A 19,752-nucleotide genomic window follows, 5' to 3' on the forward strand; every position below is an offset into this window, starting at 1 on the left:
CAACAATGAAAGGCAAGCAAGAGACAGCTATAGCAAAGATTTTAATGCGCTGTAACTGCTAGAAATGTACTACACGATAGCCAGCATTAACATAACGCTCATTCTACAATTTCTATCGATGTGCCAACCTTAACTGCCGCCATAATCTCATCCATCTCATTATCAGTGACCGCAATGCAACCATCGGTCCAATCACGTTGTTGGTTAATCCACGCTAGATGACCGAAGCCGTTCATCTGCCCATGAATCATAATATCACCACCAGGATGAACGCCGCGTGATCGTGCCCGAGCTTTGTCCGCAGCATTGGGGTAGCTTATATGGATGGAGCGATGGGCAATAGAGTTCTCATTCTTATAGTCTAAGATGTACGCCCCCACGGGTGTGCGCTCATCGCCTTGCTGCTGTTTATGACCAACCGGACTATCCCCTAGCGCAATGCGATAAGACTTAATGACTTGATCACCACTCAACAGCTGCAAAATACGATCGGATTTATCGACAAAAACTTTATCGATAACCACCATACTAGAAATAGGCTGACCATTATTGCCTGTACTTTTTGCATCCGAGGAGGCTGTTTTGACATACCCTATCGCACTGGTGCTCATAATGGTGGTCAGTCCCAGTCCTATCACGACAAACAATCGACGCGGCTTTTTGCTGAAGTTTAGAGGAAAAAATGACATAGGCTTTAATAACTCCGTTTGGCGTTAAAGAGTGAAATGGCAACATACCACGCTATTAATTTACCAAAGCACCATGCCAGTTTTTGTGAAAATTTCATGAATAACATTAGGATCTTTTGAACATAGAAACTTCGTTAATGCCATTACACCATACGAATTGCGCCATCTAAGCGAATGACTTCTCCATTGAGATAGGCATTATCAATGATATGCATGACCAACTTGGCAAACTCATTGGGATTGCCCAGACGCTTAGGATAAGGTACGCCCGCCTCTAGTTGTTCGCGCGCTTTTTCAGGGATAGTCTCCATCATCGGTGTGGCAAAGACGCCCGGCGCGATAGTCATCACGCGAATACCATGACGTGCCAGCTCACGTGCTAACGGCAGGGTCAGACCGACGACACCTGCTTTTGACGATGAATAGCTTGCTTGTCCTACTTGCCCATCAAAAGCTGCGATAGAAGCCGTATTAATAATGACGCCATTATCAGCGTTCTTCTCTATGGAGCCGTCTGCGTTATTGGCATTTGCTACACGCTTTGCAATACTGGCTGCGACCAAACGCGCGACATTAAAAGAACCGACAAGATTAATATTGACGCCGCGACTAAAAGCATCGAGATCTGCTGGGTTATTATCACGGTCCAGCAGCTTTTGTACCACAGCGATGCCCGCACAGTTGATAGACCCTTGCAAACCGCCAAATTCTTTTTCAGCCGTATCCACAGCCGCTTGCACCTCATCACCACTGGTCACATCACAGCGTGTAAAGCGAACGTTATCGCCTAGTTCCGCCACCAACGCTTGACCAGCTGATTCATTAAGATCTGCGATGACGACGTTACCGCCTTGCTTGACAATAGCACGAACCACTGCCTCTCCCAAACCTGATGCACCGCCTGTGACCAAAAAGCTCTGTTGTTCAATGTGCATAATTATCCCTTTTATTAATGTTTTTACTGTTATTTTTATCAGTCATCGATTTTTATCTTAACCTGACAATATGAGTGCATTGCTTCATTAAGCCGCAGACAAACTGCGCAGCAAAAAGCGCTGAATTTTACCACTTGGGGTTTTTGGCAACTCTTTTACAAACTCAACCTCACGTGGATAAGCGTGAGTTGATAAACGTCTGCGCACCAAATCTTGAATCTCTTTGGCAATCTCGTCCGTGCCTTCGATACCGTCTTTTAGTACCACATACGACTTAATGGTATGACCACGCACTTCGTCTGGCACACCGACAGCAGCAGACTCTGCGACTGCCTCATGCTCCAGCACAGTGTTTTCAACATCGGTTGGTCCAACTCGGTAACCTGCGGTAATGATAATGTCGTCATCACGCCCTGAAAACCAATAGCTGCCATCACTGTGACGCTCAACCACATCGCCTGTTAAATAGTAATCATCAGCGAAGGCGTCTTTTTCGTTCCAGCTATAACCGCGGAAATAAAACGCGGGCGATTGACTGACCACTACGGCAAGCTGTCCTTGTTCGCCATCAGCTAATATATTCATGTCATCATCTAACACTACCAATGTGTGCCCCGGTAGCGCCATGCCCATCGAGCCAACTGGACATTCATGTGTCAATGCATGATGCTCACAGCAAGTCATACCCGTTTCGGTCTGCCCGTACTGATCGCAGACCTTACAGTTCAAATAGGTTTCAACCCAATTGACCACTTCGGTATTTAAGGTCTCGCCTGCTGAATTGGCACAGCGTAGTGATAGTTTAGCCTCATTGTCATTACTCTTGTCATTGTGAGCAGCTTCAAAGACGCCACTCGATTTCATCATCCGAAACGCTGTCGGTGAGGATGCCAAATTACTAATTTTATGACGTACCATAAAGTCGCGGGTATTGGCAGCATCAAAGCCCGCTTCATTAAAATACGTTGTTACCCCTAATAACAAAGGTCCTGTAATCGCATAATAAAGACCGTATGCCCAGCCTGGATCTGCCATGTTCCAGTAATTATCATCCGCTCGCAAGTCAATCGCATAGCGCATGTAAAGATAAAACGCTGAGAGCGCGCTTAATGGCACACTAACGCCTTTTGATTTACCTACTGTACCTGAGGTAAACATTTGCAGAAAGGGTGCATCGGTATCTAATGAAACCGCGTCTACCGTTTGCGACTGCGTTGCGACCTTTTCAGCGTAGTTATCATCACCCCAACTTTGCGCATCTACTTTGCTACCAACCAGCACCATTTTGGTTTGCTTCGCTAAGTCGTCAAACTTGCCACGATTTTCTTGATTGGTAAAAACCACTTTGGTACTGGCTTTGTCAATCCGATACTTAATCGAATCATAGCCAAAAGCGGTAAATAATGGCTGATAAACTGCACCGATCCGCCAAGTCGCGAGTACAATGGTAAGCAGCTCAGGGGTGCGAGGTAACATGGTCGCCACTTGGTCACCAACTTTTACGCCATAAGACAACAATAAATTGGCGACTTGTGCACTTGCCTTATCAAGCTCAGCAAAGCTCATGCGCGTTACATTGCCCGACGTATCTTCGTGCACCAGTGCAATATTATCACCGCGACCATCACGCACATGACGACCACAACATGCCATATAAGCGTTCAAGCGATCGTCTAAATGCTCGCCAAATATCTCTGTCAATAGCGCGTTCATATCAAAGTTATGATAGTAATCGCTATAGCTCATTGGCGGGTGTGCAGTATGATTTGAAGTGGTATTTACAACTGATAGGTCTGTAGAAGAGGTGTTCATAAGCTAATCCTTTAGCAATAGCAGATAACGAGCGAAATAAGAGAATTGTCAGCAGAAAAACAGGCATATCCTAGCAACTGTTTTTTCTGCTTGTTCGCACATATCAATGTGCATAGACTCTATTAGTAACGCATTTTAATATTTATTTCAATACATAACGTATCATTTTTATGATTCAATCACAAACTCTTGATGGAACTTTATTTCAAAGCACTCAGCAGCCACTTAAAAATCCCAGCAGCGCCTTTTCTTCATAACTTTGATGCTGTTTAGTACGACCACGGCGCGCTTGTTTATAAGGTTCAAAGAACTGCCCCGCCAAAAAGCGCTCTATAATAATGGGATTAATATAAGAAGATCGGCACACCGTTGGCGTATTTCCCAGCTCATCAGCGACGCTTTTTACCATATCAGTCACCAGTTGCTGACGTTCTTTGCTATCAGGTTCACTGGCTAATATTGCTTTGCCCTGAGCGCTTTGTAGCTCATCATGCAGGTAACTGGCAGCAAGGACACTGGCCATCCAAGTACGAAAGTCCTTTGCGCTATATAAATTACCGCTATACATCTCACTGTCATGACTATGACTATGACTATGACTATGACTATGACTATGACTATGACCGCTAGTATGCATGCGTAGATAGTCATTGATATCGCTACTGTCGACGACTTGCTTGTGACCATCGTCATCTAAATATTTAAAAATCTGATAACCAGGTAAATCAGAACATGCCTGTACAATCTCAATCAAACGCTCATCTTGCAATTCAATATGATGCTCTTTGGCACTTTTACCGACAAAATCAAACGCCAGTCCGTTATCAGTTTCGCTCACATGCTTACTTCGTAAAGTACTCAAACCATAGCTTTTATTGAGCTTGGCATAGCGGCTGTTACCGATACGAATCAATGTCGTTTCTAATAGTTTGACCACTGCTGATAAGACATTTTCACGGGATAATGATTTGGCTTTCAAGTCCTTTTCGACTTGTGCACGTAGATTCGGCAATGCTCTAGCGAAGCCTATCATGGCATCGAACTTGGCTTGGTCACGTACGCGATCCCACTCAGGGTGATACAGATACTGTTTTCGTGCTTTGTCATCGCGCCCCGTCGATTGCAAGTGCCCTTTATCATCTTGGCATATCCAAACCTCTGACCACATCGGCGGTATCACTAGCGCATTAAAACGCTGTCGCAAGGCTTTGTCTTTGACCGTTTTGCCTGTGGCATCTTTATAAGTAAACCCGCGCCCCCAACGCCTACGCGTAAACCCAAGCTCATCATCACTGACATAGCGCAGATTAGCAAGGCGAGCGAGTTTTTCATAATCATGGCGTATGTCTTGCGTGGTTGTTTGGTCATTTAGCGTCGCCATAATACATACTCGATTGATAAAATAGTCGTTTTAGCATAATGAATTACGATTATTTTTGCTGTTTATTTGCCAAGAGCAAAGTGTAATCAATGTGTAAAAAAACACGCTTAAAAAGGGTTCTAAATAATGAGCTTTTGAGCCATAATTTGATAACAATCACAATTTAATTTGAATAAAATACAATGAAAAATACCTCTATAAAAATAGCAGCATTATCTAAAGACGATTACGAATTTTGGTTACCTTTGTGGCAAAACTATCTAAAATTTTATGAGACCAGTTTGCCATCAAGTACCATCCAAAACACGTGGCACAGTTTGCTCGATAGTAACATGCCGATTTATGGTTTTGGTGCTTGGCAGGACGACAAGTTAGTAGGTATCACCCATGTGGTGCTACACCCCAATACTTGGAATACCACTGAGTGTTGTTATTTAGAAGATTTATATGTCAATGAACAGCTACGCGGACAAGGCTTAGGACGAGTACTGATTGAAAAGGTGTATGAGTTCGCTCGTAGTAAAAACTGCAACCGTGTGTATTGGACGACACAAGAGGGCAACACCACGGCGCGCAAACTCTATGACGCCATCGCCACTCAAACAGACATGGTGCAGTATCGTAAGAACTTATAATGGTTGTCCAATACTTTATGACTCAAATTTATCTCAAAATGCAATCATAAAAAAAACGCCAAGCGTTAAACACTTGGCGTTAATCTGTTGACTACTACTCTAAAAATGCTTATTTACCATAAACACATAAATAAGCCGTTTCTACTGCCACTTTTACTTGAAACTTCTGATTGGCTTCAACGGTAAATTGCTCACCCGCATTAAAGGTTTGCCACTCATCACTTTCTGGCAATTTGACCGTCAATGCACCACTGACCACGCTCATGGTTTCAAATTCGCTGGTACCAAACTCGTACTCGCCAATTTCCATCACGCCAACTGTTGCAGGCTTAGTTGCCGTTTGAAAGGCAATAGAAGTGACTTTATTATCAAAATAACTGTTAACACTTGGCATAATTTTCCTTAATTAAATATTAATTACTATTTTATTTTACAATCCCGCTTTTAGACTCGCTTCGATAAACTGATCGAGGTCACCATCGAGTACCGCACCAGTATTAAAGGTTTCAACGCCAGTACGCAAGTCTTTGATACGTGAATCATCGAGTACATAAGAGCGAATTTGACTGCCCCAACCGACGTCTGACTTGCCATCCTCGACCGCTTGCTGAGATTCCATGCGTTTTTGCATCTCAAGCTCATAAAGCTTAGCACGTAACAACTTCATCGCCGTCGCTTTGTTCCCATGCTGGCTACGCTCGTTCTGACAAGTGACCACCACGCCACTTGGCTCGTGGGTGATACGTACCGCAGAATCAGTCGTGTTCACATGCTGACCACCTGCGCCAGATGAACGATAAGTATCAATACGCAAATCTGCTGGATTGATGTCAATCTCGATATTATCATCAATTTCAGGCGACACAAAAACGGCAGCAAACGAGGTATGACGACCGTTATTGCTATCAAATGGTGATTTACGGACTAAGCGATGCACGCCGATTTCGGTACGTAACCAACCAAAAGCGTAATCCCCTTTAATCTCAATCGTTGCTGATTTAATACCAGCCACGCTACCAGAAGACACTTCAATAACTTCAACTTTGAAGCCATGCGATTCCGCCCAGCGGGTATACATACGCAACAGCATCTCCGCCCAATCTTGCGCCTCGGTGCCGCCACTACCCGACTGGATATCTAAGTAGCAGTTATTAGGATCCATCTCACCACTAAACATGCGACGGAATTCTAAATCAGCAACGCGTTTCTCCGCATTGTCGAGCTCTGCTTGCACATCCGCCAGCAAGGATTCATCCTCTGCTTCTACCGCCAGCTCCAGCATGGCAGACGCATCTTCCAATGTGCTCTCAAGCGACACCACAACATCGATGACGCCATCAAGCTGGCTTTTTTCTTTATTAATCTTAGTCGCACGCTCTGGATCATTCCATAGCTCGGGGTTTTCTAACTCTAAATTGACTTCTTCTAAGCGTTCTTGCTTACCATCGAAGTCAAAGATACCTCCGCAAGTCCTGCCCACGCTCTGATAAATCTTTGATTCGTTCTTGATACGGATTGATTTCCATAAAGTTTCCTGTCTTTTTAAATAAATATCTCACTGATATGGCGCTATTTTAAATGAGATTGACGATAAATAGTTGGCTAATTATGACTGGCTTTATATTAAATAACGTTAAACAGCCTAAATCGACCAATCCTCAACCGCCCAGCGATGGGCTAACGCATGCGCATGCAGCGCGTCATCAGGTGACACACAAATAGCCACATCCGCCCACTCAAGCAGCGGAATGTCATTTTTGGAATCTGAATAAGCATAAGTTTTATCAAACTCAACACCCGCTGATTTTTGCTTATCTATCCATTTATTAAGATGATAAATCTTACCTTCTTTAAAGTTTGGCTTGTCGGTAAGTTTACCCGTATAGCGCTCATTTTTTATCTCAAGCGGCGTTGATAGCACATTGGCACCTTCGATACCAAAACGCTTGGCAATGGCGGATACCACAAAATCATTGGTTGCAGAAATAATCACCACCTCATGACCTTTTTCAACATGCTGACAGAGCACTTCCATCGCTTTTGGGCGAATGTGCGGCTCGATTTCCGTCTTAATATAATCTTCGCGTAGCTCATGCAATCTATCCATCGGCAAGCTACTTAAAAACTGCGCCACAAATTCATTATATTCCGTCGCATCAAGCGTACCTTCGATATAGTCTTGGTAAAACTTTTGATTGGCCGTGCGGTATTGCGCTTCATCGACGAGGTCGTGTTTGACGATATACTCGCCCCATAAATAGTCGCTATCGACGTCGAGCAAAGTATGATCTAAATCAAAAAGTGCCAGCTCTTTTGGAGAAAGTTGTGCTTGTGTTGCCTGCATAATGAGACCTTATTATTGTTTGTTGAAGGACAGAAATACAACTGGTTTTTAATAACTTCCGCTTTGGAAATAGATAATGATATAAAAAATTTCTCAATAATTTTTCTTGAATGCTACTGTTTACCAAACAAAATTATGGTAAATTTATTTATATAACTTGTGGTTAGGCTGTGTCCTCACTCTGAACGAAAGCGCCCAAATGGGCTAAAAATGGTGACACGCCCTAGTATCTGTTTTGCTTACTTCATCATAAAAATAGAGAATCGCATGGAAGCGCCTGATGTCAAAAATGTTTTGCCAAGTAAAACGCGTCGCCCTGCCCGTTCGATCAAAGAAATCAGACAACGTCAGCTGGGTGAAAGCTATCAATCACCTTTCGACCGTATACTGTATGCGCTCTTAAATGGTGTGATGTACGGAGTTGGCGGTTTACTGATCGACTTTGCCATTGTTGTCATTCGCTCAATAGCTGGTATAGGTAATGGCGACGTTTTTTTGTTATTCACCCCATTTATGTTGGTCGTGGGCGCAATCATGGGTTTTATCGTTGGTAAAAATGCTGGCGCTGAAAGCGTCAATGCGCTCAATATCAATGAAACAACCAATCATAATGCTTACCTTAATGACTACTCTATACGCCATGATATTTTTCGTGGACTGATTATTGGTATTATCATTTTTGCCATTATTTGGCTGGTTATGATGCTCATGGCATAAATTGTTAGCATAAAAAGCCTCTATGTAAGGAAGGTTTGCCTGATTCATATAAAAACAACAGATCAATATCAGACAATTCAAGGATTCTTTATAAATTTCTGCTTAATCAGGCATGGCTACTTCTGTTAAGCCCGTTTTAAATTTTTGACAACGCTCCGCATAATGCATCGCTGATAATTTCAACATCGCTGCTTGCTCGTCCGTTAAGGTTTTGACCACCTTTGCAGGCGCACCCATGACGAGTGAGTTGTCTGGAATCTCTTTGCCTTCAGTGACCAATGCCTTAGCACCAATAATGCAATTTTTGCCAATTTTGGCATTATTCAATACCACTGCCCCAATACCAATTAAGCTATTGTCACCGACTTCGCAGCCGTGCAGCATCGCTAAATGACCAATGGTGACATAGTTGCCGATTTTGACCTCAATACCTGCATCAGTATGAATGACGCTGTTTTCTTGCACATTACTATAATCGCCGATATGGATGCGCTCATTATCACCGCGAATCACTGCCCCAAACCACACGTTAGCTTGATGACCCAAATAGACATCGCCTATCACTCGTGCTGAGTCTGCGACCCAACCATGAAAAGGTACCGCGAATTCGGGTACCTTGTCTAAATATTGATAAATCATAACGGCTCCTTGTTATATATAGTAATGAAATAGGTCAGTCATGAAAATTAGTCATGAAAGCGAATCATAAAGACCAGATATCTCGATTTGCTGTCCATTGTGGCAAAGCCAAAAGGGAAAATCCAGCGCTATTAACGGCTAATAATTAAAGGCATACTTTTCAATCTAAAAATCGGCTGGCTATCTGCGGGCAGATTGTATATAATGCGCAAAATCTGTGCCTAAGCGAGCGGACATGATGCAAGTTACCTATTCACTATCTAGTGGGTTTTGTAGTTTCCATCAATAATGTCTTCTCGCTTTTTTGTGGAAAAATTTTGGGTTTAGGTGTTTTTTAGTATCCATTAATAGCAATTTTTGCGATACAAAAAAGCCATTTTTAATCTAACATTTAATCATGAAAATCATGGCACTCACTAATAACAGCGGAGGCAACCCTTGAATTCATCGGCAGAAATACAAGCAATTTTGGCATTAGCAGACGGTACGATTTTTCGCGGTGTGAGTATCGGCAGTCTCGGTCATCGTGTCGGTGAGGTGGTGTTTAATACAGCCATGACAGGGTACCAAGAAATCCTAACCGACCCAAGTTATGCGCGCCAGCTGGTCACCCTAACCTATCCGCACATTGGCAATACCGGTACCAATAGCGAGGACACTGAGTCTGGCAATGGTCATCAGGTATGGGCAGACGGTCTTATCATCCGTGATGCTACAATGGTCACATCAAACTTCCGTAACTCAGAATCATTAAGCGACTATTTATCACGTAACGATACCGTTGCAATCGCTGAGATTGATACCCGTCAATTAACTCGTCTACTACGTGATAAAGGTGCACAGAACGGCTGTATTATGACCGCCTCAGACGGCGAGACAATCAGCGCTGCTGACGAGCAACAAGCCATCAAATTAGCACAAGAGTTTGCTGGTATCGAAGGCATGGACTTGGCAAAAGAATGCTGCACGAAAGAGCGCTTCGAATGGACAGCAGGTACGTGGGATTTATCAGATACCTTACTTAACCGTGATGCCATTGGCAGCCATGATAGCGGTACTGGCGGCTTCTTTAAGCAACTCGGCACTCACATCGATTCTAAATACAATGTCGTCGCCTACGACTTCGGTAGCAAAACCAATATCCTGCGTATGCTGGTTGATCGCGGCTGTCATGTAACCGTCGTTCCTGCACAAACGCCTATCGCAGATGTGCTGGCGATGAATCCAGATGGTATCTTTTTATCAAACGGTCCTGGCGACCCTGCAGCCTGCGACTATGCTATCGATGCCGTGCGTCATATCATTGAAAAAACTGATGTGCCAACCTTTGGCATCTGTTTAGGTCATCAGTTGATTGGTCTAGCTAGCGGCGCAAACACCATTAAAATGAAAACCGGTCATCACGGCGCCAACCATCCAGTTCAAGACTTAGCAGCTGGCACAGTTATGATTACCAGTCAGAACCATGGTTTTGCGGTTGATGAAGACACGCTGCCTGATAACGTTAAATCTACCCATCGCTCATTATTTGACGGCACCAACCAAGGTATCGAGCTGACCAACAAGCCTGTCTTTAGCTTCCAAGGTCACCCAGAAGCCAGCCCCGGCCCGCATGATTGTGCGCCACTGTTTAATAAGTTTGCAGATATGATGGCAGCGGCTAAAGCTTAAGCAGTTAATCAGCTTTTAAGTATCAGTCATTAGCAAACAGTAAGTATTCGTTATACAGCTTAGATCACGCATGATGGTTTAAGCTGCGCCACGCAAAATATCGTTTTATTAAAGTGTTGTTTTATTAAAATATAGCACTGTTCAAATACGAGTTTAGCCGAATATAAATCAATTAAAATATCATACTAACGAAGGTAGCCCTAACTATGCCAAAACGTATCGACATAAAAAGCATTCTTATCATAGGCGCAGGTCCTATCGTCATCGGTCAAGCATGTGAGTTTGATTATTCGGGTGCACAGGCCTGTAAAGCGCTAAAAGAAGAAGGCTATCGCGTCATCTTGGTCAACTCAAACCCTGCGACCATCATGACTGACCCTACCATGGCGGACGCGACTTATATTGAGCCAATTACTTGGCAGACCGTTGAGCAAATCATTGCTAAAGAACGCCCTGACGCCATCTTGCCAACGATGGGCGGACAGACCGCTCTAAACTGTGCCTTAGAATTAGACAAACACGGCGTCTTGACCAAGTATAACTGCGAGTTGATTGGCGCGACCAAAGATTCAATCGAGATGGCAGAAGATCGCAACTTATTTGATAAAGCCATGAAGCGTATCGGCCTTGAATGCCCGCGCGCTGAAACCGCTGAGACCATGGAAGAAGCATTTGCAACACAAGAAAAAATGGGCTATCCCTGTATCATTCGTCCATCATTTACCATGGGTGGTTCAGGTGGCGGTATCGCTTATAACCGCGATGAATTTATCGAGATTTGTGAGCGTGGCTTTGACTTATCACCAAACCATCAATTGCTCATCGATGAATCGTTAATCGGTTGGAAAGAATATGAGATGGAAGTGGTTCGTGACAAAAACGACAACTGTATCATCATCTGTGCGATTGAGAACTTTGACCCAATGGGCGTGCACACTGGCGACTCAATCACAGTTGCGCCAGCGCAAACTTTGACCGACAAAGAATACCAAATCATGCGTAATGCCTCATTGGCAGTACTACGTGAAATCGGCGTTGAAACAGGCGGCTCAAACGTTCAGTTCGGTATTAACCCTGATACTGGTCGTATGGTCGTCATCGAGATGAATCCACGTGTATCACGCTCGTCTGCCCTAGCCTCAAAAGCGACGGGCTTCCCGATTGCTAAAATCGCGGCAAAATTAGCCATTGGTTATACGCTTGATGAATTGCAAAATGACATCACTGGTGGCAAAACGCCAGCCAGCTTTGAGCCAGCGCTTGATTATGTGGTCACAAAAATTCCACGTTTTAACTTTGAAAAATTCCCACAAGCAGATAGTGTGTTATCAACCCAAATGAAATCGGTTGGTGAAGTCATGGCGATTGGTCGTAACTTCCAAGAATCGATGCAAAAAGCTTTACGTGGGATGGAAACTGGCAATGATGGTTTTGATGAACAAATTGACTTTGCTGCTATCAAAGACGGTAATCTGAGCATTGAAAAGGCACGTAGCGAGATTACCAATCGTTTGACCATTCCAACGCCTGAACGTATTTATTATATCGCTGATGCTTTCCGTATCGGTATGAGCGTCGATGAAGTATTCAACTTAACCAAAATTGATCCATGGTTCTTGGTACAAATCGAAGATATCGTGAAAACTGAAGCACAAGTTAAAGCGTTAGGTTTTGGTGGTTTAACTGAGAAGAACTTACGCAGCTTTAAGCGTAAAGGTTTATCAGATTTGCGTTTAGCAAAACTCCTTGGTGTCTCACAAAAGCAACTACGTAAAAAACGTTGGGACTTAAACGTCTATCCAGTCTATAAGCGCGTCGATACCTGCGCGGCAGAATTTGCCACCAGCACCGCCTATATGTACTCAACCTACGATAGCGAATGTGAAGCCAACCCAACGAATAACAAGAAAATCATGGTTATCGGTGGCGGGCCTAACCGTATCGGTCAAGGTATCGAGTTTGACTATTGCTGTGTCCACGCAGCCCTTGCCATGCGCGAAGACGGCTACGAGACCATCATGGTCAACTGTAACCCTGAAACGGTTTCGACCGATTATGATACCTCCGACCGTCTCTACTTTGAGCCAATCACCTTAGAAGATGTACTTGAAATCGTCCGTATCGAGAATCCTGATGGCGTGATTGTACAGTTTGGTGGTCAAACGCCATTGAAACTGGCGCGCGCTCTTGAAGCTGCTGGCGTCAAAATCATTGGTACTAGCCCAGATGCGATTGACCGCGCTGAAGACCGCGAACGCTTCCAGCATATGATTCAGCAATTGAACCTTATCCAACCAACCAATGCTTTAGCGACGAGCTTAGAAGATGGTTTGGTCAAGGCAAAAGACGTTGGCTATCCGTTGGTAGTACGCCCATCATATGTACTTGGTGGTCGCGCGATGGAAATCGTATATAACGAAGATGAGCTCAGACATTACCTACGTACTGCGGTACAAGCGTCAAACGAAGCGCCCGTACTATTAGACCGCTTCTTAGACGATGCGATCGAAGTCGATGTCGACTGCGTTAGCGACGGTACAGACGTCGTGATTGGCGGTATCATGCAGCATATCGAACAAGCTGGCGTGCACTCTGGTGACTCAGCCTGTTCATTGCCACCTTACTCATTGTCTGATGAGCTGTGCGATGTGATGCGCGCGCAAACGGTTGCCATGGCAAAAGAGCTTGGTGTTGTAGGTTTAATGAACGTACAGTTTGCCGTAAAAGGTGAAACGATTTATATCTTAGAAGTGAACCCTCGCGCTGCCCGTACCGTGCCGTTTGTCTCTAAATGTATCGGTACTTCACTAGCGCAAATCGCGGCACGCTGCATGGCTGGCACCTCATTAAAAGACCAAGGCTTTACCACTGAAATCGTTCCGGCATTTTTCGCGGTCAAAGAAGCGGTATTCCCGTTTGCGAAGTTCCCTGGCGTTGACCCAATCTTGAGCCCTGAGATGAAATCAACCGGTGAAGTGATGGGCGTTGGTAAAACCTTTGGCGAAGCATTTTATAAAGCCATTATCGGTAGTAATGAGCGTCTGCCAGGTCTACCGACCGAAGGCGAAACCAAAACTGTCTTTATCTCAGTACGTGATAGTGACAAAGCACAAATCGCCCCTATCGCTCGCCAGCTTGTCGACTTTGGTTTTAACATTGTATCAACCACTGGTACGCAAAAAATATTGAGCGACGCCGGTATTGAGTGCAAGCAAATCAATAAAGTTACCGAAGGTCGCCCGCATATCGTCGATGCCTTGAAAAATGGTAAAATCGACCTTATTATCAATACTACTGAAGGCAAACAGGCACAAGAGGATTCATTCTCTATCCGCCGTAGCGCCCTGCAAGGTAAAGTATTTTATGTGACGACTTTAGGGGCGGCAGACGCGGTTTGTAAATCTTATGCCATTGACCTACCGTTTGAGGTCTATAAGCTACAAGATTTGCACGAACAAGCAAAGACTATTGCTTAGCTCTATTGACTTAGCAGCATAATTTCAGTAGATTAAGCATAACGGCAACGCTCGTTTAACAGCGGATGCAAAACTTGTTATCGATTTTCATATAACAATAGGGCTTTAAAAAAACGTACGGCTTAAAAAAGCAGTACTTTAAAAAAATAAAGTTTTAAAAAGATAGACCTAAAAAGCATAGTGGCTAAACTGCGACTATGCTTTTTATTACGTAAGGTTAAAGTGCCTTGTTTGTCAGTGTATCCATGCTCACAGATAAGCGCGTGTTTAGTTGTTACGCAGTCTAAACCTCATTCTTTTTATATCTTCACATACTCATTGCAACAACACTGACACCATCTCACTATTCACTAAGAGTAGGAGATGGTGTGGTGTTATTGGTTTAAGGAAAAAACATGCAACGTTATCCCATGACTCCGCAAGGACATGCGGCTCTAGAAGCCGAATTAAAACAGTTAAAAAGCATCGACCGTCCACGCATCACTGCTTCTATCGCTGAAGCCCGTGAACATGGCGATTTGAAAGAAAATGCTGAATATCATGCTGCTCGCGAACAGCAAGGTTTTTGTGAAGCGCGTATCCGTGATATCGAAGCCAAACTTGGCGGCGCGCAAGTGATTGATCCTGCAACATTGCCAAAAGATGGTCGTGTGATATTCGGCGTGAGCGTCGTTATCGAAAACATGGACACCGGAGAAGAAAAACAATACAAAATCGTTGGTGATGATGAAGCAGACTTTAAAGCGGGTAAAATCTCAGTCAATTCACCGATCGCACGTGGTTTGATTGGTAAGTCTGAAGGCGATGAAGCACGTATTGAAACGCCAAAAGGCGTGGTCGAATACGAAATCATGAAAGTGATTTACGATTAATTTTCCCGATTTGAGAAATATCTGAATAGAAATCCTTTGATAGCAATTCTTTGATAAATAAAAAGCTTTTGATGACAGCAGTATTTTAACGTGAATCAGCTGGCAATTCGCCTAGCAAATGAGCGTAGAAAGTAGTACACAACCTCATTATGAATAGAGCAGAAGTTACACAACGCTGCTTTTTTAGTCTATTTGTTTTAGCGCATAATTGCTCGAGTATAGATGCTGAGCCTTGTGACTATTACAAGTGTCTCATTATAAGCATTAGACATCAGTGCTTAGCAACTGACTAAAATAATGATGGAGAGATAGCGAACGTTGGCTATCATTAGTATCTTTACCCTCGTTATTTGACATGGTTTACATGATCATTTGACGGGGGTTTTTCTTTTCTAGGTGTTGTTTTCTAAGCGTTATTTTTTACGCTTTGCTTTCTGCTACTACATTAGCGGCTTTATTTACTGTTATTTTAAAGGAATCTATTATGACCATACACATCGATATGCCAGCGTTACTGACTATAAATAAGAAGGCGTTTACCCAGCACAGCCTCGTCAAAAAAAGCGTGATAAGCACTGCTATTCCAACAATCTTAGCAGGCGCTTTATTGACAGTATCTACCGCACATGCTGCGCCTGAGATCGCCACCATTTCGTCTGCTGGTAGTAGTACTACCGTCGTTGAGCAGTATTCTGACGGTAAAACCGCGACCATTACAGCGACACCACATGGCATCACTATGCAAGACGGCATGCCTTATGCGGTGACTCAAGTAACCAATGTGCCACGCTATACGGTCGTCACCCAAGGCAGCACCACGGTTACGAGCGTACCTGTGACCAACCAAGTCACCAATCAAACCAGCAAGGTTGATGTCATAGCTGTGCCGACGACTAGCGTGACACAAGTATTGCCTGTGACGACGGCTACCCAATTGCCAGTCATCAATACACCAACGACAACCGTAGTAACGAACCAACCTGCAACGACGCAAATAGTATCTACGTCTTTAGATGCTCTGCAACTGACCCCGACTTTTAGTACGCCTGACGTGGTGAATGCACAAACCAAAGTGATGAAAATATTAAAAAATAAAGATGGTCGCGAAGTGGCTGTACCTGCGAACCATATCGCACCTGGCGACATCATCGAATACCACACCACTTATACCAATACCACGGCACAACCCGTCACTGACATCAATGCCATGGTATCACTGCCAAATGGCGTGCAATTGGTATCATTGAATAGCCCACTACCAACGCTTGCGACAACAGGTGGCGACAGTTATCAGACTATCCAACAAGTTGGCAACACTGTAGTCATCACAGAAAATTACTCTGGACTCAAATGGAACTTAGTAGATCTTCCTGCTAACGCACCGCAAACGGTTGTTATACGTGCGAAGGTTCAGTAAAAATTAGATTTGAAAGTTTAGATTTGAAAATATTGTTATTTAATAAATCTTAAAATTAAAATTAATAAAAGGTCTTGCCGGCTAATTTCCTAGTCAGCAAGACCTTTTTGATGAGTGTTCCTTATTCCTTAACAACTAACCTTTTGCTATAGTGCAATTAATTCAAAACAAGTATCCGGTCATTATTTCCATGTATAAATTTACTGCTCTCTATTCATTAGCTTTTATCATTTATAGCTGTATTTTTAGTTCTATATCTTGGGCTGAAGCTGCCGAACCAAAATTTGACGCTAGCTTTTATATGTCAAAAATTTGTACTGCATATATGAGTAAAGACGGTTATGAGTATTGCGATGATGGTTATATCCTTAAAAGCGAAACGTTAAATAATGGCGAAGTAATAGAAACCGTGCTTATGAATGGAATAGGTCATTACGGCTGGAACCATACTTCGCTCAAAAAAATCGATAAAGATACTTATCATGTCTATATCGGCTGTGGCAACCCGTGCGGTGCTAATATGCTATTTGGTCGTGGCGGCAAGGAGCAATACTTTGGCCGTTATTTCACCTTTGACCTAAACAGTCGGTGTAGCGTTGGATATAATAATGATAAACAATTATGGACGGCTAGCCGATTTTTTTCAGATAAAGAAATCGATTTTCCTTCAACCTATGACCCTGACGCTTTTGCAGCTTACCCCAAGTACAACGTCGAGTTTGATAAAAAAGGACGTCTCATTGTCAAAGAATACTTCTCAGAAGAAGTGGTTCAAACCTTGCCTAATCCCTGCTCTCATAATTAAAAAAATTTCATAAATAGCACGACAACAGTTGTCGCATGAAATAAATATTTCTTCAATAATTACAGTGACTTACAAGACAATTTGCTAAAATAATAGCCAATAAATGAATTGGTAATTTTATGGCCACCATCAATTATGAACGACTACAAGGCAAGCTCAATATTTTAGCGGATGCTGCTAAATATGATGTTTCTTGCTCATCATCGAGTGGCACGCGCAAAAACCAAGGCGGTGGTCTGGGCGATGCTTCTGCAACTGGTATCTGTCACAGCTATACTGAAGATGGTCGCTGCGTCAGCTTGTTAAAAATCCTCTTAAGCAATCATTGCATATACGACTGCGCTTATTGCACCTCACGCAAAAGCAATGACACGCCGCGTGCTGCTTTTAGCGTCGAGGAAGTGGTTGATTTAACCATGCAGTTTTATCGCCGTAACTATATCGAAGGGTTATTTCTTAGCTCAGGTATTTTTAAGAGTGGCGATTATACGATGGAGCGACTGGTTGAGGTCGCTAAGATATTGCGGACACGTGAACGCTTTAATGGCTATATCCATTTAAAGACCATTCCGGGTGCATCAAAAGAGTTGCTGTTAGAAGCGGGATTATACGCCGATCGTCTCAGCGTTAATATCGAGATTCCAACGATATCTGGCTTGGCTTTACTCGCACCAGAGAAGTCGCATGATGAATTAAAAGCACCGATGGAAACCGTTAAAACTGAAATTATTACGATCAAAGAGAGCTGTAAAACCCATAAAAAAGCACCGAAATTTGTGCCAGCAGGTCAAACCAGTCAAATGATTGTTGGCGCGAGTAACGAGACTGACTTGCAAGTGATTCAGCTATCGAGTCATTTTTATCAGCAATATGATTTGAAGCGCGTCTACTATTCAGGCTATGTGCCGATGTTGTCTGACAGTCGCCTGCCAGCGATTGGGACGCCTGTGCCAATGATACGTGAAAACCGTCTGTATCAAGCGGATTGGCTGATGCGTTTTTATGGTTTTGGCGCGCATGAAATCGTTGAACCAGACTCGCCATTTTTAGATTTAGACTGCGACCCAAAGCTTGCTTGGGCAATCCGCCATCGCGAGCATTTTCCGGTCAATATTCAAACCGCAAGCTATGAGATGATTGTCCGCATTCCCGGTATCGGCACCAAAACGGCTAAAAAGATAGTGAAGGCGCGCAAGTTTAACCAGTTGACACTTTATCATCTCAAAAAAATGGGCGCGGCTGTCAATCGCGCCAAATACTTCATCGCAACTACCGGAAAAAACGAACATTTAGCGCATTTAACGCGTGATAACTTCCGGCAATATGTATTGGCACAGACGCAGACCAAGTATAAAGATCAACGTAATGGACAGCTGGCGCTGTTTTAAATAGCACTGTTGTAATTAGCATTGTTTCAATGATTACTATTTTAAATAGGAATATAGATGTCACAACTGCTGCAAAGCCACGACTATACTGTCGGTCACTTAACACCCAGCATCGTGCTTTATGAGCCAAGTTTTGAGGGTTGGCTGAGTGCGGTATTTTATGTCTATGCCAATAAACTGCAAAACGATGATTCTCTACAGTTAATCGCCCAAGACTGCTATGTACCTTCATTAATCGCACAAGCGACTAGCGTTACTACTGATGAAGACAATGCCGAACGCGTACTGACCAAGCTTAATCAGCTCTTAGGTCGTTCCGGTATGCGCAATATTCTCTGGGGATTTTTATCCGAAAAAGACAATATCGGTACGATTTTATTTCAGGTAGTCAAATATGCCATTGACTACCCTAATCGCTCTATCATGGAGGATTTGGGTAATCTTAATGTTTTAGAGCTGGTGCAAACGGTCAAGTCTGTTGGTCGTGAGAAGCATCGTATGGAAGCCTTTGTACGTTTTGAGCATACCACTGACGATATCTATTTTGCGCGAGTAGAGCCTGATTTTAATGTCTTGCCTTTGATTGGTGAGCATTTTCGTCAGCGCTACCAAGACCAACACTGGGCGATTTATGATTTATCCCGTGGCTATGGCATTTATTATGACAAGAGCCAAAGCACGCCATCACGACCTGCGACTTTGCAAACTATCACTGATTTAGATGATACCGTGCTGCGCAATCCTGCCAGTATTCATAGCGAGGATGAGCAGCGCTATCAAAAATTTTGGCAAGGTTACTTTACTAACGTCAACATCAAAGAGCGTAAAAACCTACGTTTGCATAAGCAATACTTGCCGCAGCGCTATTGGAAATACTTAAGCGAAAAACAAGTACTGCCCAATGCTGAGCATTTACAGAAACGTCGCTAATGACTTTTATCCTTCTATTCAAGCCTTTATGCGTCTCTCTC

Annotated in this window: 17 protein-coding genes; 9 read left to right on the forward strand and 8 right to left on the reverse strand. The window is 43.5% G+C overall.

The window, feature by feature from the left end; translation table 11 throughout:
* Nucleotides 1-98: 98 nt before the first annotated feature.
* The 4 genes from AK822_RS09030 to AK822_RS09045 all read right to left on the reverse strand — a co-directional run bounded on the left by AK822_RS09030 (nt 99) and on the right by AK822_RS09045 (nt 4,817).
* Nucleotides 99-689, reverse strand: coding sequence for a L,D-transpeptidase family protein (locus AK822_RS09030; protein WP_060491395.1), 591 nt, complete (start codon nt 687-689; stop codon nt 99-101).
* A gap of 143 nt (nt 690-832) precedes the next feature.
* The gene (locus AK822_RS09035; protein WP_060491396.1) at nt 833-1,624 is read right to left on the reverse strand and encodes an SDR family NAD(P)-dependent oxidoreductase; all 792 of its coding nucleotides are present in this window, start codon (nt 1,622-1,624) and stop codon (nt 833-835) included.
* Nucleotides 1,625-1,711: 87 nt separating this feature from the next.
* Nucleotides 1,712-3,436 (reverse strand): AMP-binding protein, encoded by a 1,725-nt coding sequence (locus AK822_RS09040; protein WP_060491397.1) that lies wholly within the window; start codon nt 3,434-3,436, stop codon nt 1,712-1,714.
* A 214-nt stretch (nt 3,437-3,650) separates the two neighbouring features.
* Entirely contained in the window at nt 3,651-4,817 is a 1,167-nt protein-coding gene (locus AK822_RS09045; RefSeq protein ID WP_060491398.1) for a DNA topoisomerase IB, read from the reverse strand.
* 182 nt (nt 4,818-4,999) lie between these two features.
* On the opposite strand from AK822_RS09045, the gene AK822_RS09050 reads away from it, so the two are divergent.
* A complete protein-coding gene (locus tag AK822_RS09050; protein WP_060491399.1) occupies nt 5,000-5,452 on the forward strand; it encodes a GNAT family N-acetyltransferase in 453 nt (150 codons plus the stop codon).
* 109 nt (nt 5,453-5,561) lie between these two features.
* Here AK822_RS09050 and AK822_RS09055 read toward each other — a convergent pair whose 3' ends face one another.
* From AK822_RS09055 to AK822_RS09065, 3 genes are all read right to left on the reverse strand, one after another.
* A complete protein-coding gene (locus AK822_RS09055) occupies nt 5,562-5,846 on the reverse strand; it encodes a pyrimidine/purine nucleoside phosphorylase (protein ID WP_045445514.1) in 285 nt (94 codons plus the stop codon).
* Nucleotides 5,847-5,882: 36 nt separating this feature from the next.
* A protein-coding gene (gene prfB, locus AK822_RS09060; protein ID WP_157292386.1) for a peptide chain release factor 2 occupies nt 5,883-6,978 on the reverse strand; the annotation gives its coding sequence in 2 pieces (ribosomal slippage) (nt 5,883-6,905 and nt 6,907-6,978; 1,095 coding nt in all).
* A gap of 116 nt (nt 6,979-7,094) precedes the next feature.
* On the reverse strand, nt 7,095-7,796 hold the full coding sequence (locus tag AK822_RS09065) for an HAD family hydrolase (protein ID WP_060491401.1): 702 nt from the start codon (nt 7,794-7,796) through the stop codon (nt 7,095-7,097).
* A 210-nt stretch (nt 7,797-8,006) separates the two neighbouring features.
* Between AK822_RS09065 and AK822_RS09070 the strand changes: the two genes are divergently transcribed.
* Nucleotides 8,007-8,513: a hypothetical protein gene (locus tag AK822_RS09070; RefSeq protein ID WP_157292388.1), complete on the forward strand. Its 507-nt coding sequence runs from the start codon at nt 8,007-8,009 to the stop codon at nt 8,511-8,513.
* Nucleotides 8,514-8,615: 102 nt separating this feature from the next.
* On the opposite strand, the gene AK822_RS09075 is transcribed toward AK822_RS09070, so the two are convergent.
* On the reverse strand, nt 8,616-9,152 hold the full coding sequence (locus tag AK822_RS09075) for a gamma carbonic anhydrase family protein (RefSeq protein ID WP_060491403.1): 537 nt from the start codon (nt 9,150-9,152) through the stop codon (nt 8,616-8,618).
* A gap of 438 nt (nt 9,153-9,590) precedes the next feature.
* On the opposite strand from AK822_RS09075, the gene carA reads away from it, so the two are divergent.
* From carA to AK822_RS09110, 7 genes are all read left to right on the forward strand, one after another.
* Entirely contained in the window at nt 9,591-10,823 is a 1,233-nt protein-coding gene (carA, locus tag AK822_RS09080; protein ID WP_060491404.1) for a glutamine-hydrolyzing carbamoyl-phosphate synthase small subunit, read from the forward strand.
* Between the two features lie 206 nt (nt 10,824-11,029).
* Nucleotides 11,030-14,299, forward strand: a complete 3,270-nt coding sequence (gene carB / locus AK822_RS09085; protein ID WP_060491405.1) for a carbamoyl-phosphate synthase large subunit — start codon at nt 11,030-11,032, stop codon at nt 14,297-14,299.
* 395 nt (nt 14,300-14,694) lie between these two features.
* Nucleotides 14,695-15,171 carry a transcription elongation factor GreA gene (gene greA, locus AK822_RS09090; RefSeq protein WP_045445504.1) on the forward strand — a complete coding sequence of 159 codons (477 nt, stop codon included), beginning with the start codon at nt 14,695-14,697 and terminating at the stop codon, nt 15,169-15,171.
* A gap of 484 nt (nt 15,172-15,655) precedes the next feature.
* Nucleotides 15,656-16,588 (forward strand): hypothetical protein, encoded by a 933-nt coding sequence (locus AK822_RS09095; protein ID WP_228139003.1) that lies wholly within the window; start codon nt 15,656-15,658, stop codon nt 16,586-16,588.
* A gap of 190 nt (nt 16,589-16,778) precedes the next feature.
* On the forward strand, nt 16,779-17,393 hold the full coding sequence (locus AK822_RS09100) for a hypothetical protein (protein WP_060491406.1): 615 nt from the start codon (nt 16,779-16,781) through the stop codon (nt 17,391-17,393).
* Between the two features lie 119 nt (nt 17,394-17,512).
* Nucleotides 17,513-18,781, forward strand: coding sequence for a putative DNA modification/repair radical SAM protein (locus tag AK822_RS09105; protein ID WP_060491407.1), 1,269 nt, complete (start codon nt 17,513-17,515; stop codon nt 18,779-18,781).
* A 57-nt stretch (nt 18,782-18,838) separates the two neighbouring features.
* Nucleotides 18,839-19,711, forward strand: a complete 873-nt coding sequence (locus AK822_RS09110) for a TIGR03915 family putative DNA repair protein (protein ID WP_060491408.1) — start codon at nt 18,839-18,841, stop codon at nt 19,709-19,711.
* Nucleotides 19,712-19,752 lie beyond the last annotated feature (41 nt).

This window comes from Psychrobacter sp. P11F6, from assembly GCF_001435295.1.
GTDB lineage: Bacteria > Pseudomonadota > Gammaproteobacteria > Pseudomonadales > Moraxellaceae > Psychrobacter.